14 protein-coding genes are annotated in these 13,563 nt (G+C 66.0%); 9 read left to right on the top strand and 5 right to left on the bottom strand.

Annotated features, from left to right (window positions below; genetic code table 11):
• Window positions 1-12: 12 nt before the first annotated feature.
• Together Q4S45_RS19690 and Q4S45_RS19685 are read right to left on the bottom strand one after the other, a co-directional pair.
• On the bottom strand, window positions 13-1,548 hold the full coding sequence (locus Q4S45_RS19690; protein WP_305507099.1) for an XrtA system polysaccharide chain length determinant: 1,536 nt from the start codon (window positions 1,546-1,548) through the stop codon (window positions 13-15).
• 291 nt (window positions 1,549-1,839) lie between these two features.
• Window positions 1,840-3,726, bottom strand: a complete 1,887-nt coding sequence (locus Q4S45_RS19685) for a hypothetical protein (protein ID WP_305507098.1) — start codon at window positions 3,724-3,726, stop codon at window positions 1,840-1,842.
• A gap of 124 nt (window positions 3,727-3,850) precedes the next feature.
• On the opposite strand from Q4S45_RS19685, the gene Q4S45_RS19680 reads away from it, so the two are divergent.
• From Q4S45_RS19680 to Q4S45_RS19640, 9 genes are all read left to right on the top strand, one after another.
• Entirely contained in the window at window positions 3,851-4,630 is a 780-nt protein-coding gene (locus Q4S45_RS19680; RefSeq protein ID WP_305507097.1) for a serine protease, read from the top strand.
• 171 nt (window positions 4,631-4,801) lie between these two features.
• Window positions 4,802-5,422, top strand: coding sequence for an XrtA/PEP-CTERM system exopolysaccharide export protein (locus Q4S45_RS19675; RefSeq protein ID WP_374046119.1), 621 nt, complete (start codon window positions 4,802-4,804; stop codon window positions 5,420-5,422).
• 246 nt (window positions 5,423-5,668) lie between these two features.
• Window positions 5,669-6,265, top strand: coding sequence for a hypothetical protein (locus Q4S45_RS19670; protein ID WP_305507095.1), 597 nt, complete (start codon window positions 5,669-5,671; stop codon window positions 6,263-6,265).
• A 43-nt stretch (window positions 6,266-6,308) separates the two neighbouring features.
• Window positions 6,309-6,584 (top strand): HPr-rel-A system PqqD family peptide chaperone, encoded by a 276-nt coding sequence (locus Q4S45_RS19665; protein ID WP_305507094.1) that lies wholly within the window; start codon window positions 6,309-6,311, stop codon window positions 6,582-6,584.
• Complete coding sequence (locus Q4S45_RS19660) at window positions 6,581-7,501, top strand: HprK-related kinase A (protein ID WP_305507093.1); 921 nt, start codon at window positions 6,581-6,583, stop codon at window positions 7,499-7,501. Before Q4S45_RS19665 ends, Q4S45_RS19660 begins: the two co-directional genes overlap by 4 nt.
• Window positions 7,498-8,580, top strand: a complete 1,083-nt coding sequence (locus Q4S45_RS19655; protein ID WP_305507092.1) for a nucleotidyltransferase family protein — start codon at window positions 7,498-7,500, stop codon at window positions 8,578-8,580. Before Q4S45_RS19660 ends, Q4S45_RS19655 begins: the two co-directional genes overlap by 4 nt.
• 10 nt (window positions 8,581-8,590) lie before the next feature.
• Window positions 8,591-8,806 (top strand): hypothetical protein, encoded by a 216-nt coding sequence (locus Q4S45_RS19650; RefSeq protein ID WP_305507091.1) that lies wholly within the window; start codon window positions 8,591-8,593, stop codon window positions 8,804-8,806.
• A complete protein-coding gene (locus tag Q4S45_RS19645) occupies window positions 8,796-9,614 on the top strand; it encodes a PEP-CTERM sorting domain-containing protein (RefSeq protein ID WP_305507090.1) in 819 nt (272 codons plus the stop codon). The genes Q4S45_RS19650 and Q4S45_RS19645 overlap by 11 nt, the downstream gene beginning before the upstream one ends.
• Window positions 9,615-9,879: 265 nt before the next feature.
• Window positions 9,880-10,713 carry a PEP-CTERM sorting domain-containing protein gene (locus Q4S45_RS19640; RefSeq protein WP_305507089.1) on the top strand — a complete coding sequence of 278 codons (834 nt, stop codon included), beginning with the start codon at window positions 9,880-9,882 and terminating at the stop codon, window positions 10,711-10,713.
• 51 nt (window positions 10,714-10,764) lie between these two features.
• Here Q4S45_RS19640 and Q4S45_RS19635 read toward each other — a convergent pair whose 3' ends face one another.
• Genes Q4S45_RS19635 through Q4S45_RS19625 form a run of 3 tightly spaced genes read right to left on the bottom strand, consistent with a single transcriptional unit; the run spans window position 10,765 to window position 13,476 of the window.
• Window positions 10,765-11,832 (bottom strand): nitroreductase family protein, encoded by a 1,068-nt coding sequence (locus Q4S45_RS19635; RefSeq protein WP_305507088.1) that lies wholly within the window; start codon window positions 11,830-11,832, stop codon window positions 10,765-10,767.
• Window positions 11,829-12,746, bottom strand: a complete 918-nt coding sequence (locus Q4S45_RS19630; protein ID WP_374046058.1) for a ThiF family adenylyltransferase — start codon at window positions 12,744-12,746, stop codon at window positions 11,829-11,831. The genes Q4S45_RS19635 and Q4S45_RS19630 overlap by 4 nt, the downstream gene beginning before the upstream one ends.
• A 43-nt stretch (window positions 12,747-12,789) precedes the next feature.
• Window positions 12,790-13,476 carry an N-acetyltransferase gene (locus tag Q4S45_RS19625; protein WP_305507087.1) on the bottom strand — a complete coding sequence of 229 codons (687 nt, stop codon included), beginning with the start codon at window positions 13,474-13,476 and terminating at the stop codon, window positions 12,790-12,792.
• Window positions 13,477-13,563 lie beyond the last annotated feature (87 nt).

Raw genomic sequence — 13,563 nt, 5'->3', positions numbered from 1 at the left:
GTGATCGTCGCGTTACAGCGCAGGTCTAATCAGAATTGCCGCCATCACTACCCCGTACGCGCCGAACAGCGCGAAGACCGAGGCGCCCATCGCGTACAGCCGGCGCTTGCGTTTGATTTTTTGCTCGGTGGTCCAGTTCATGCCGATGGTGCCCAGGATCGGCACCCCGCTCACTTCGCGCAGCGCGGCCTGGCTGAGGAAGGTCGGACGCACCTGGCTCATCAGCAATGCGACGCCGAGGCCGGCGACCAGCGCGCCGACGAACACCAGCGAGAACAGGCGCGGACGATTCGGGCCGGTCGGCGCCAGCGGCACGGTCGGCGGGTCGATCACGCGGAAGGTCAGCATGTCGGTGGCCGAGCTGAGGTCGCCCGACAGCTTGGCCGCCTCGCGCCGCTCGACCAGCTTCTGGTAGTTGTCGTGATTGACCTGGTAGTCGCGGTTCAGCTGGGCCAGCTGGGCTTCGACTTCCGGCGCCGCGGCGCTCTGGGCGCGGATGCGCGCGTAGCGCTGGTTGTATTCGTCGACGCGGGCGCGCAGCGAGGCGACGCGCGCTTCGGCCGCTGACAGGGCCACGTTCATCTGCTGCAGCATCGGGCTGTAGCCGGCGCCAGGGTCGGCGCCGCGCTTGTGATTTTTCGCCTCTTCCTTGCGGCGCGCCTGCAGCTGGGCCAGCAGGCGCCGGCCGGCGACGACATCGGGATGCTGCTCGGTGTATTGCAGGCGCAGGGTGTCGAGCTGCTTTTCCAGGGCCTGGATGCGGGCGTCGAGATCCGGGTTGACGTCGGCCACGAGCTCGGCGCTGGAGGCGCTGCTGTCGGCGCCGGCGCCCATCTGGCGGCGCAGCGCGTTGCGCGCCTGCTCGGCTTCGGCCAGTTCCAGTTTCGACTGGCTGAGCTGATCGGCGATGTCGGTGATCTTGGCGCTGAAGTCGCTGCCGGCTTTCGGCAGCACGCCCATGTTGCGGATCTTGAAGTCCTTCATCGCCGACTCGGCCGCGGCGAGCTTCTCTTCGTAGCTCTTGATCTGGTCGTCGATGAACTGGACGGCCTTCTCGGAATCCTGCTTCTTGCCGCCGAAGCTGCCTTCGACGAAGATCGTCAGCAGCGACTGCACCACGTCCTTGCCCAGCTTGGGGTTGGGATTGTTATAGGTGATGGTGTAGATGTCGTCGCGCTCGGTGCCGACGATCTTGATCTTCTCCATCAGGTCATCGACCATCTTCTCGTGGTCCTTGGCGGTGCTGGTCTTGACGTCCAGGTCGACCATGCGCATGACGCGTTCGACGTTGGGCCGGCTGATCAGCGTTCTGCGCATGAACACCACTTGCTGGTCCAGGTTCGGCAGCGTCGTCATGCTCGAGAGCAAAGGCTTGAGGATCGACTGGGTGTCGACGTAGACGCGGGCCGACGCCTGGTAATCGTTGGGCAGCTTGTACACCACCGCCCAGCCGATCACGGCGACGACCCAGGAAATGACGACTGCATACCACCGGTATTTGCCAATCGCCTTGAGGAAACTCAAAATTACGGCTGTCAGTTCTGCCATCTCGTCAATCTCGCCATAATGGAACAGGGTTGGGAACCGCGACTGCGCGCAGGAAATTCAACATATCTTCGCTTGTACTGAAAGCAATTGCAATTGCGTAATGGAAAAAGGATGCCGAAGATGCACGAAAAGAGACGCGGGCACGCATCCGGCCGGGCATTATTGCTCATTGCTATCGAAAAGCCCCGCACGAAAGGCAGTGGCGGTGACCGCGAAGGGCTCGCACATTGTATTGTTGCTCCAAAAAAAACGCCACACTTAATGCAATTGAAACAAAACCGATTCGCGGCGCTAAGGGGAAATTCCTGAAGGCATGGTTTTTTGTGCACGAAAAAGCGCTTGGACAATGAGCAAAAACACCAGAAGGCTGATGCGGGGAAAGTCGAACAGGCTGTCGAGCAGCGACAGCGTGAAAAACGCGGCCAGCGCGGCGCCCAGGGCCGCGGCCCAGGGATCGCCGGCGCGCAGGCGGCGCCACAGCGCCAGCGCCGCGCACGCCGCCAGGCCGGCGAAGGCGGCCAGGCCGGCCAGCCCCTGCTCGAACGCCAGCTGCACCCAGGTGTTTTCGAGGTGCCACGGCACGTGGTTGTCGCTGCTGAAGAACCAGCGGTCCATGCCGGACTGAAAATCGCCATTGCGCAGCAGCTCGCGGCCCTGGCTGTCGCGCAGCGACACGTCGTCGATATCGATGCGGCTGCCTTCGGCGTCGGAAAACAGCGCCAGCTTGGCCGGCGCGGCGATGCCGTGCCATGGCGCCGGGCGCGCGGGACGGACGAAGCGGGCCGTCAGCTCGCGCCAGTCGCCGCCGGTGTCGCCCACCGCGAAACGCAGCCGGTTGCAGCGGCGCGAATACAGCATCCATTTTTCGCACACGGGCACGCTGATCGCGGCGTCGGCGTCACCGCTGCGCACGCGCAGGCGCAACTGGTAGCCCTGCCCGGGCGCGACGGCGGCCAGCTGCTCGAGGTAGAGCGGGGCGCCGGCGGCCAGCGCGACGTAGCGGTTGCCCGCTTCCTCGCGCAGCGCCAGGTAGGTCGGCGCCACGCCCTCGCCGCTGTGCTGGAAATACGCGCGCGGATAGCGGCCCAGGCCCATCCCGCCCAGCCAGGCGGCCGGGGTGGGGGCGATCATGCGCAACGCGTCGGCCCAGTGGCCGGCGCGCACCGCCAGGTCGTGCAGGTTGCTGGCAGTGCGGCGCTGCATCGCCTCGCCGCTGGCGACGGTCCAGCCGAGAGCGGCCAGCAGGCCCGCCAGCGCGGCGGCGCGCAGCAAGCGGCGCGGCGCGGGGCGGTGCGGGCCCAGCCGCGGCGCGGCCGCCAGCACCAGCAGCGCCGCCAGCGCCGCCAGGTAGCCGGCGCGCGCATAGGTCACCAGCAGGGCGTAGCTGCCGGCCCCCAGCACTGCCACGCCCGCCAGCCGCTGCGGCCAGCGCCGGCTGTCGAGGGTCCACCAGGCGGCAAAGGGCAGGGACAGCGCGAAATACGCTTCGATGCAGGCGCCGCCCGTATGCATCGCGGAAAACAGGCCGGCCACGCGGTAGCCGCTGTCGAAATTGAACAGGCCGGTGAAGACCGCGCGCTCCCAAACCACGGCGAGCGCGGCGGCGGCCACCCCCAGCGTCATGCCGAGCGCGAAGCGGCGTTGCGTTTTGACGACATCTTGCGCGAGAGCATTACGCAGCGCCGGCCACAGCAGCAGCGCCCAGCCCAGCCCCTTGGCCAGGCGCAGGCCGTTCCAGCCGCTGTAATAATGGTTGAAGTCGTTCAGCCCGGGCCAGTGCAGCGGCCATGCCCCCAGCGCCACGCCGGCCAGCGTGGACAGGCAGAACAGCGTGAGCCAGCGCCGGCCGGCGCGCCCCATGCCGGCGGCCGGGGGCGCCGGCGCGCGCCAGGCCAGCGCCAGCACGGTCACGGCGAGCAGCGCGTCGAATTCGTCGAGGTAGAAGCGGCCGGTCCACGGCGCCAGGTCGAGCACGGGTAGGGCGGCCGGCACCAGCAGCAGCCAGGCCCCCGGCCAGCGCAGCAGCAGGGCGGCCGCCGCCAGCAGCGCCGCCCCCAGCCACAGCGGGCCCAGCGGATAGCCGGGCACGACGGCGGCCAGCACGGCAGCGCAGGGCAGCGCGGCCAGCGCGCCAGGCGCAGCGTGCGGGCGGGCCAGCGAAGTCCATGTTGCAATCAAGAACGGTGACCCCGGAAAAATCTGTTATGTTTGCGGGCACGGCAATCTTGCCAAGGCGTGACCGGACGCATCGATGATAGCGCGAATTGCCGGCCGGCCCGCCAAACCTTTCTGCGACTTATCCATGCGATTTTCCTCCCTTTCCCTGATTCGCGCCCTGGCCCTGGCGGCCGCCTGCTGCTGCGCGACAGCGCCCCGGGCCGCCGACCTGCCGCGCACCATCGCCACGGTGAAGACATCGGTGGTCGGGGTGGGCAGCTACCTGAAGGCGCGCAGCCCGGCCACCGCCTTCAACGGCACCGGTTTCGTGGTCGGCGACGGCCTGTCGGTGATCACCAACGCCCACGTGGTGCCGGAGCTGCTCGACGCGGCCAACCACGAGACGCTGGGGGTGGTGATCGCGCGCGGCGCCGAGATCGAGTTCCGTCCCGCCACCGTTGCCGGCCTCGATCGCGCCCATGACCTGGCGCACCTGCGCATCGGCGGGGCGCCGCTGCCGGCGCTCCGGCTGGGCGATTCCGACGCCGTTGCGGAAGGCCAGGAACTGGCGTTCACCGGTTTTCCGCTGGGGATGGTGCTGGGCCTGCACCCGGCGACCCACCGCGCGCTGCTGTCGGCCATCACGCCGATCGTGCTGCCCTCGCTGTCCTCGCGCACGCTCGACGCGCGCATGATCGCGCAACTGCAGAAGGCGCCGTTCGCGATCTTCCAGCTCGACGGCACGGTTTATCCGGGCAACAGCGGCAGCCCGGTGTACGATCCGGCCAGCGGCGCCGTGCTGGGCGTGATCAACATGACCTTCGTGAAGGGGCTCAAGGAAAACGCGATCACCCACCCGAGCGGCATCTCGTACGCGATTCCGGCCAATTACGTGCGTGACCTGTTGCAACGAAAATCGCCGTAAGAAAATATTTGTGGCGTGCCGCGGCCGTGCGCGCAGCAGTGATGGTATAAAATACATGCCGGCAAAAAATATTTTTATTACAATTCTTTGGCGCCGAAGCAGGTGCATTCAGGCAAACAATTCGGACGGGCGCCCGCGCGCCGGCCTTCAAGGGGATACGACGTGAACAAACTGCAACTGAAATCGATCAAATGGCTGGCCCTGGCGGCTGTGGCGCTGTCGGCGCTGGCGCTGGGCGGCTGCGCCACTCCCGCGGCCCCGATGGCGCCCCAGGCCGCGGCCGGCACGCCCGACTACCTGATCGGCCCGGGCGACACCGTCAGCATCAACGTCTGGCGCAACCCGGAAGTGTCGATGGCGGTGCCGGTGCGCCCGGACGGCAAGATCACCACCCCGCTGGTGGAAGACCTGCAGGCCAGCGGCAAGACCTCGACCGAACTGGCGCGCGACATCGAAAAGTCGCTGGCCAAGTTCATCCAACAGCCGGTGGTGACGGTGATCGTCACCGGCTTCGTCGGCACCTACGGCGAGCAGATCCGCGTGATCGGCCAGGCCGCCAAGCCGCAGTCGCTGGCGTATCGCCGCGACATGTCGCTGATGGACGTGCTGATCGCCGTCGGCGGCGTCACGGAATTTGCCTCGGGCAACAAAGCGAGTATCATCCGCAACGTGGACGGCAAGATGGTCAAGCTGCCGGTGCGCCTGAACGACCTGATCAAGGACGGCGACATCTCGGCCAACATCCCTGTGCGTCCGGGCGACGTGCTGGTGATTCCGGAAAGCTTCTTCTGATCGCCGGCGGGCGCGCCGCCCGCTGTCGAAATTTCTTACAAAACCGGGGCGGGATTCGACACCGCCCCGGCAGGCGCTTATAATGATTCCGTAAGTCCTTGAAATTTAAACACATATTGTTCCAGTGTAATTATGGAACAATTATTGCTTCTCTAGTTGCTAGAGAATATCTCTCACGAACCTGGCGGGCGCGCAGCGCACCAAGCGACCAGGAAAGGGATGTGGCACCTAATTGAGGAACGATCCGTGGCTAATGTAGAACACCCCGATGGAGAGGCGGGCTCGCCTCCTGTGCAAGATTCCCCTGCCGGTTTGAGCGGCAAGGGCGCCGCGCGGCGCCGTTTCGCCAAGGCGGGCGCCGGGGCAGCCGGCGTGATCGCGACCTTGGGCAGCCGATCGGCGATGGCGAAACAATGCCTGACCCCCTCGGCGTATTGTTCCGGCAATGTCAGCCATGCCAACTACGTCACGTCTGGCGGCCTGTCGCCGGGCTACTGGAAGAATCACCCGCGACTCTGGCTATCGCTGACTGGAATCAATTATTCGTCCAATTTCAGCGCCTTCTTCCCCCTGAGTGGAAATACGTCTCAGCTCGCGGCCTGCAGCTGCATGGACGTGCTGACTCCGCAAAAAGTGCCCGCGGGCGCGGATCCGAACAACGTCGCCATGCACATCATGGCGACCCTGCTCAATGTGCGCTCGAAAAAAATCACCTTTCTCACCGAACCCCAGGTGAAAAAAATATGGACCGACTATTCGTTTGACCGTTCCTGGTCGCCGGTGCCCGGCAAAGTGTGGAATGGCAGCGAGATTGTTGCGTACCTGTCCAGTACGATGGACTGAACGTGCTTCCCTTGTCCACCAGCATGCCGAGGGATTGGTTGATTTGATCTGGCGCCTCGCCCCCGGGCAAACCCTGCGCTGCCGCGAATGGCAGGGCGAGCATGTGGTGTACAACGACGTGTCCGGCGACACCCACCAGCTCACCGACAGTGCGATGCATGTGCTGTCGGCATTACGCACGGGCCCGCTCGATGAAGGCGCCCTTGCCGCAGGGCTGCGTGCCGAGTTCGACGCCGAAGGCGGCGAAGTGGCGGACGCCGATATCGCCGCGCTGCTGGCGGCGCTTCGGGCGATCGCACTCATCGAAGCTGTGCCATGACGCTGCTTTCCTCATTGTCGCGCGATGAAGTCGGGCGGCGCCTGCACCATGGCGGCCTGCGTCTGCAGACCGGCGAATTCACCTTCCGTATTCAGAGCGGCATCCCCAGCGTCGCCGAAGGCATCAGCCTGCTGTACGCCGACTATCCGCTGGCGCCGCAGGACCAATTCGCCGACTTCCATGTGAGCCTGCAGAGCGCCGGGGGCGTGCGCCGCTGGTGGCGCCGGCAGGTCTTGTTCGACAACGACGGCCACGCCCCGTTCAAGCCCTTGCCTCTGGCGCAAGCCTTCCCCATGCTTGAATGGGGCCTGAACTTCTGTGTCTCCAACCGCGTCAATGGCTACCTGATCTTCCACGCGGCGGTGGTGGAGAAGGGCGGCCGCACGGCCATCCTGCCGGCGCCGTCAGGGTCAGGCAAGAGTACGCTGTGCGCCGCACTGGTGAGTCGGGGCGGCTGGCGCCTGCTGTCCGATGAGCTGGCGCTGGTGCGGCTCGACACGGGCGAGCTGACGCCGCTGCCGCGTCCGGTGAGCCTGAAAAACGCCTCCATCGGCATCATGCGCGGCTATGCGCCGGACGCGGTGTTCAGCCGGGAGGTGCACGACACCGTCAAGGGCAGCGTCGCGCATATGAAGGCGCCCGCGGCCAGCGTGGCGCGCGCACGCGAACCGGCGCGCCCTGGCTGGATCGTGTTCCCGCAGTACCAGGTCGGGACGGTCGCGACACTGACGCCGGTCGCGCCTGCGGAGGCCTTTATGCGGCTTGCCGGCAACGCCTTCAATTACGACTTGCTCGGCGCAGCGGGGTTTGACACGCTGGGGCGCCTGACGGACGCCGCGCCCGCCCATGAATTCACCTACAGTTCGCTGGACGAGGCGCTCGCTCTGTTTTCCCGGCTGGCGGCGGGCGAGCTGTGAAGCCGCTGCCGCTGATCGTCCAGGCCTTCCGCGATCCGCCGCGGATTGCCGCCTTCAGCCTGGCCGAATGGGACCTGCTGCTGCGCCAGGCCGCAGTGGCCAACCTCGGCGCCGCGCTGTTTTACCTTGCCGAACAGGAAGGTGTGCTGGCCGCGGTGCCAGCCCAGGCACGCGCGCACCTGGACTGGTCGCGCGTGCGGGGCGAGCGCCACCGCCAGGCGGTGCGTTTCGAAGTGCGCGAGATCCGCCGCGCGCTCGCCGGGCTCGGCCTGCCGCTGATCCTGATGAAGGGCGCCGCCTACGCCGCCGCCGCCAGGGCGCCGGCGCCGGGCCGGCTGTTTTCCGACATTGACATCATGGTGCCGAAGGAGCGCCTGGGCGACGTCGAAGCGGCGCTGATGCTGCACGGCTGGGCGAGCGGGCATACCGACGCCTACGACCAGCGCTATTACCGCGAATGGATGCATGAGCTGCCGCCCATGCAGCACATCAAACGCCAGAGCCTGATCGACGTGCACCATGCGATCCTGCCCGAAACGGCGGCCGACCGGCCCGATCCGCACAAGCTGCGCGCGGCCACGGTGGCGGTGGGCGACGACGAGGGCCTGCGCGTGTTCGCCCCGGCCGACATGGTGCTCCATAGCGCGGTGCACCTGTTCTACGATGGCGAGTTCGGCAAGGGATTGCGCGACCTGATCGACATCCACCGCCTGCTGCTCGAGTTTGGCCGCGAGCCCGGATTCTGGGCCGCGCTGCCGCGCCGCGCCGCCGAGCTGGAGCTGGCGCGCCCGCTGTTCTACGCGCTGCGCTACAGCGCCAGGCTGCTGGGCACGCCGGTGCCGGACGAGGTGATGGCAGGGCAGGCCGGACGCCCGCCCGCGCCGCTGCTGGCGCTGATGGACGCGCTGTTCCTGCGCGCCCTGCTGCCCATGCACGCCAGCTGCACCGGCCGCCTGAGCGGGACAGCGCGCTTCCTGCTCTATCTGCGCGGCAACTGGCTGCGCATGCCGCCGCTGTTGCTCGCGCGCCATCTGTTTCACAAGGCATTCATTTCCCCCAGAACACAGCAAGACGCCTGAGGATTTCCCTATGGACGCCGCTATGTGCGCCACCTCACTGTCGGCTTTCTTTACATCGGCGTCGGCCATTTTTACAAAAATTTTTGAATTGTTGCGTAAGTCTTTGATTGCGCTTCATAAAATTTCCCTGGCACGCCTATTGCTTAATACCTTGCAAGGCTTGCTTACTCCGAGCAAGCAGAAATCTTATACAGCAACATTAATTGGGACTGATTATGAAAATTAAACAAATCGCACGCTTGGCTGTCGCTGCCACCCTGCTGGCTGGCGCCAGCGTCTCGGCTTCGGCCGCTACCGTCCTGGACGGCTGGACCCTGGTCACGCCAGCGGGCACCACCACCGGCATCGGCCGTCTCGGCGTGTCCGGCGGCGGCGCCACGGTCTACCAGGAAGTGAACGCAGCAAACCAGGCATTTGTCGGCGCGCGCTTCACCGAGACCGGTCAGATCTACAACATGGTCTACTCGCCTGAAAACGTGGTCGGCGCCGGCGACACCAGCGGCTCCGAATTCATGCCTGAGCGCCTGACCCTGACCTTCACCGGCGTGATGGGCCACGTGACCGCGCTGAACAGCAACGGCGGCTTCCACTACGTGTTCGATGCGGGCGACTTCAAGATCTCCAGCCGCGCCGGTCTCGACTACGCAGCCGGCTCGATCGTCGGCCTGGGCGGCAACGTCTCGTCGACCGCAGTGATCGGCGGCCTGAACGGCGATTCGACCGTGCTGGCAACCATCGCTTCCTTCCTGAACGCCAACTTCGACATGCGCGACAGCATGAACGTTTCGCTCAAGCCTGAACTGCAAACCGGCAACGTGCTGTTCGAAGCGGTCACCAACAACAACCTGACTTCGATGGGCGGCGCCGCCGCATGCGGCTTCGACGCCAGCAAGAAGTGCGTGACCCTGAACGTCGTGTCGGACGGCAGCGCCTACCTGGTGCGCCAGGTACCGGAGCCAGGCACCCTGGCACTGGGCGGCCTGGCCCTGCTGGGCCTGGGCATGGTTCGCCGTCGCCGCAGCAGCGCCAAGTAATTTTTTGGCGGGACGAAAAAAGGGCGCTGCGGCGCCCTTTTTTCATGGTCCTCGCGCACTGGCTCGCGAAGGGCAGGGTCGGACGGGGCGCAGGGCCTGTCGATTTTTTTTACATTTTTTTCGGATTTGCGTCCGGGCGTTTTCCAAGTCCTTGATTTTTCGGTGATTATTATTTAGGCACAGGAATTGCTTAATCTGCAAGCAGGCACAAGCAGTTTCGCAGTATGCGGCCACAGATAGATTCTCACCTCATTGGAGAAACACCATGAACCTGAAAAAAATTGCAAGTATGTTGTCCGCTGCGGCCGTATTAGCAACGGCGGGCGTATCGGCCTCCGCAGCGACGGTGGTGCTCGACGGCTGGTCGCTGCAGACCCCGGCGGGCACGGTCTCGAATATCGGCCGCATGAACCTCACCGGCGGTGACGCGATCGTCGTCCAGGAGTTCGATCCGACCGGCAACGCATTCGTCAATGCGAAGTTCAGCGAGTCGGGGCAGATCTTTAATATCCTGTTCCAGAGCGAAAACGTGGTCGGCGCCGGCGACAACGGCACGCCGGTGACTTCCGGTGAAATGCTGCGCATTTCCTTCAGCGCCGTCCAGGGCCACGTCACCGCGCTCAATTCGGGCGGCGGCTTCCACTATGTGTTCGATACCGGTTCCTACCAGATTGCGCCGGAAGCGAACCTGTCGAACGTGTACGCGTCCGGTACCATCGTGGGCCTGGGCGGCAACGCCGCCTCGACCAACATCATCGGCGGCATCAACGGCGACTCGACCCTGCTCGGCACCCTGACCAACATCCTGCCGACCGTGCATTTCCGCGACCACGCGGGCAATGACCTGGCCGCGTTGCTGGGCACCGGCGGCGTGCTGTACGAAGCGGTGACGAACAACAACCTCACCTCGCCGCTGACCCCGGTGACCTGCCCGTTCGTGCCGAATCGCGCCACCAGCAACTGCCAGTCGTTCCACGTCAGCTCCGACGGCAGCGGCTACCTGGTGCGCGAAGTGCCTGAGCCAGCGACGCTGGCGCTGGCCGGCTTCGCCCTGCTGGGCGTGGGCGCCGCGCGCCGCCGCCGTGGCCCGGCCAAGTAATTTCCGGCCAATAAAAAAGGGCGCCGCGGCGCCCTTTTTTTTCGTCCCTGCCTAGCGCTGCATCAGCTGTTCGAGCGGCAGGCGCTCCGAGCGGGCGCGCGGCGCCGGGCCGGCGCCCAGGCGTCCCATGTAGACCGGGGTGGCGGCGTCGCCGCCGATCAGCGCCGCGGTGCGCCGCTGCAGGCCGCGCGCGCGCGCGTGCAGCGGTTCGAGCCGGGTGAACGGCCGGCCCTCGCTGACGTAGCGCGAAAAGATCAGCGGCGTCATTTCCGGCTGCATGAACAGGCCGCGCTGGGTCAGGGTCAGCCAGAAGCGCTGCACCGCGCGCCCGGCGGCGACGTAATCGTCGATGCCGGCCGGCGCTTGCTCGGCCTTGATGACGAAGTGGGCGGCGCAGGCCAGCCCCGGCACGAAATCCATCTGCAGGCGCGGCGCCCAGGTGCCCATCAGCCTGTTCATCGTCGACAGGCGCGACCAGCTCTCCATTGCCCACTTCATCAGGCGCAAGGTGGCCGCGTCCACGCCCAGCGCCTGGTCAGGCACGCGGTCCGGGCTGCGGTCCACGCCCCAGTGGATGATGCGGCGATGCACCTCGTAGGCCTCGGGCATGGTCAGGCGCAGCTTGGCGTTGTCGAACATCAGCCTGGCCGCGCGCAGCTTGGGGCCGAAGCCTTCCAGCCATTGCACCCGGTAGCCGGGGCCGGCGGCCGCTTCCAGCGCCGCCTTGTCGGCCGCCGTCAGGGGCCGGGTCTTCATCGGGCGCCGTTGCACGGTGCGCGTGGTGATGGCGTCGATCAGCGGGCTGGTTGACACCGCCGGGTCGGCCACGAAATGCACGTCGAACAGCGGGCGCTGCTCGGCGCTGTCGCCGCGCCGCGCCGCCTCGGCGCGCAGGCCGTGGGCGCTGGCGGCGATCGCGATGGTTTCCAGCAGCGCGCCGAAGGCGATCTGGCTGGGGTGGCCGTCGAGGTCGTAGACGCAGTCGTCGCGGGTGTCGAAGCCGTGCACCACGAGGTGGTCCGGGCCGGCGATCTCGAAGCGCCAGGTTTGCATGTTGTCGCCGCTGGGCGCCCAGCGCGCCAGCTCGAGGATCTGCTCGATGACGGTCGGCGCGCTCATGTGGCCGATGCCATCTTGGCGAACTGGCGCGTGGCAATCTTGATCATCAGCTTGTGCAGCGGATTGTTGTTGCCGCCAGGACGCCAGGTGCGCGCCAGCTTGTTGCGGTAGGCGTCGAACTGCAGGCCGCGCGGCGCCGCCAGCACGTCGCCGCGGCCCAGCAGGATTTTCAGCGCCTCGGTCCCTGCGATGCCGGCGCACAGCTGGCAGGCCATGATGGTGGACGGGCCGCGTTTCTGGTGGAAATTGACCGCCGACGGCACCATCAGGTAGGGCCGGTGCAGGCCGGCCGGCGCCAGCCCGACGACGAAGCGGATCGCCTTGTCGATCTCGGCGCGCTGGCCCCACTGGAAATATTCCTCGAACGTCATCTTGCCCGGCATGAAATTGAGCAGCGCGGCGCCCATGCCGAGCGGCGCCACCGTGGTCGCCGGGATGCCCAGCTCGGCGCACAGCGCGAAGGTGCGCTGGCGGATGTCGAAGGCGAAGAAATCGAGCCCGTCGATGTACAGGTCGACGCCGTCGAGAAAGGCCGGCAGGTTGTCCTTGTCGATGCCCGATGGAAACAGCTTGATGTCGATTTCCGGGTTGATGTCGCGCGCCATCTGCGCCATCACCTCGACCTTCGGCTCGCCCACGGTGTGCATGTTGGCGCCGACCTGGCGGTTGAAGTTGGCGATGTCGAATTTGTCGAAGTCGGCGATGTGGAAGGCGCCCACGCCCAGCCGCGCCAGGGTCAGCAGGTGCACTCCGCCGACGCCGCCGCCGCCGGCGATCGCCACGCGCTTGCCGCGCAGCAACGCCTGTTCATCTTCGGTGACCCAGCCGATGTTGCGGGCGAACGCCTGGTGGTAGTTGAAGGGGGCGCGCAGGGCGGCGCCGTCAGGCGAGGGGGCGAGGGCGGGATTTGTCATCGCGAAATATTAGCACGGCCCGCGACACTGTCGAGTCCGCTATTTACGCGGCGTGTTGTTCGTCCACCGCCAGCAGGCGATTGATGATGCCGGACTCCTCGCGCGGCGAGAAGAAGTAGGGGTAGAACGAGCGCTCGGTGGTGCCCGAGGTGAAGGTGCCGCCGTGCTGGCGGATCTGGTCGGTGACGTATTCCAGGTTCACCCGCAGCAGGTAGGCCGGGGCGTTGACGCGCGGATTGATGCGCACGTCCGCTTCGCGCTGGAAGCCCAGCATGTGCTCGTAGAAGCGGCGGTGGCGCGGGTTGACCTCGATCATGATGTCGCTGCACTGATGGATGTCGCGCGCGTAGATCACGGCCAGGTGGAACAGGTTGGCCAGCGAGGTCTTCGAGCGCACATTGGTGTCGAAGGCGAACTTGGTGAACTCGCACAGCTTGGCGCCGCGCGCGCGGTGGGCGTCGAGCTCGGGCTTGAAAATCTGGTCGGCCGCCAGCCCGATCGGCGAATCGATGCCGATCGTCAGCGTGCCGACCGTTTCGCCCTGGTCGGTGGCGGTCAGCGTGATCCGGTTCGGATCGTCGTGCAGCTGATGCGTACCGGCGTAACCGCGCCACGCATACATCTTGCTGATCAACATGCTGGCCGAATTGCGGCCTTCGGCGGTGTCGGTCAGCCGGATGCCGTACTTCCCTTGATTCACGATCACGTCCTCGTATTGGCTCGACAACATAGTATCGCGTTTGTCGGATACTTGCGCGCCCGATACAGGCTCATCCTTACCGTTGCTTACAGTTGTTACTGCTTCCGGGCATTCTTC

This window comes from Massilia sp. R2A-15 (assembly GCF_030704305.1).
In the GTDB taxonomy this organism is placed as follows: domain Bacteria; phylum Pseudomonadota; class Gammaproteobacteria; order Burkholderiales; family Burkholderiaceae_D; genus JAFCUW01.
Note: the sequence above shows the minus strand (reverse complement) of the source record. Positions and strands in the feature narration are given on the sequence as shown.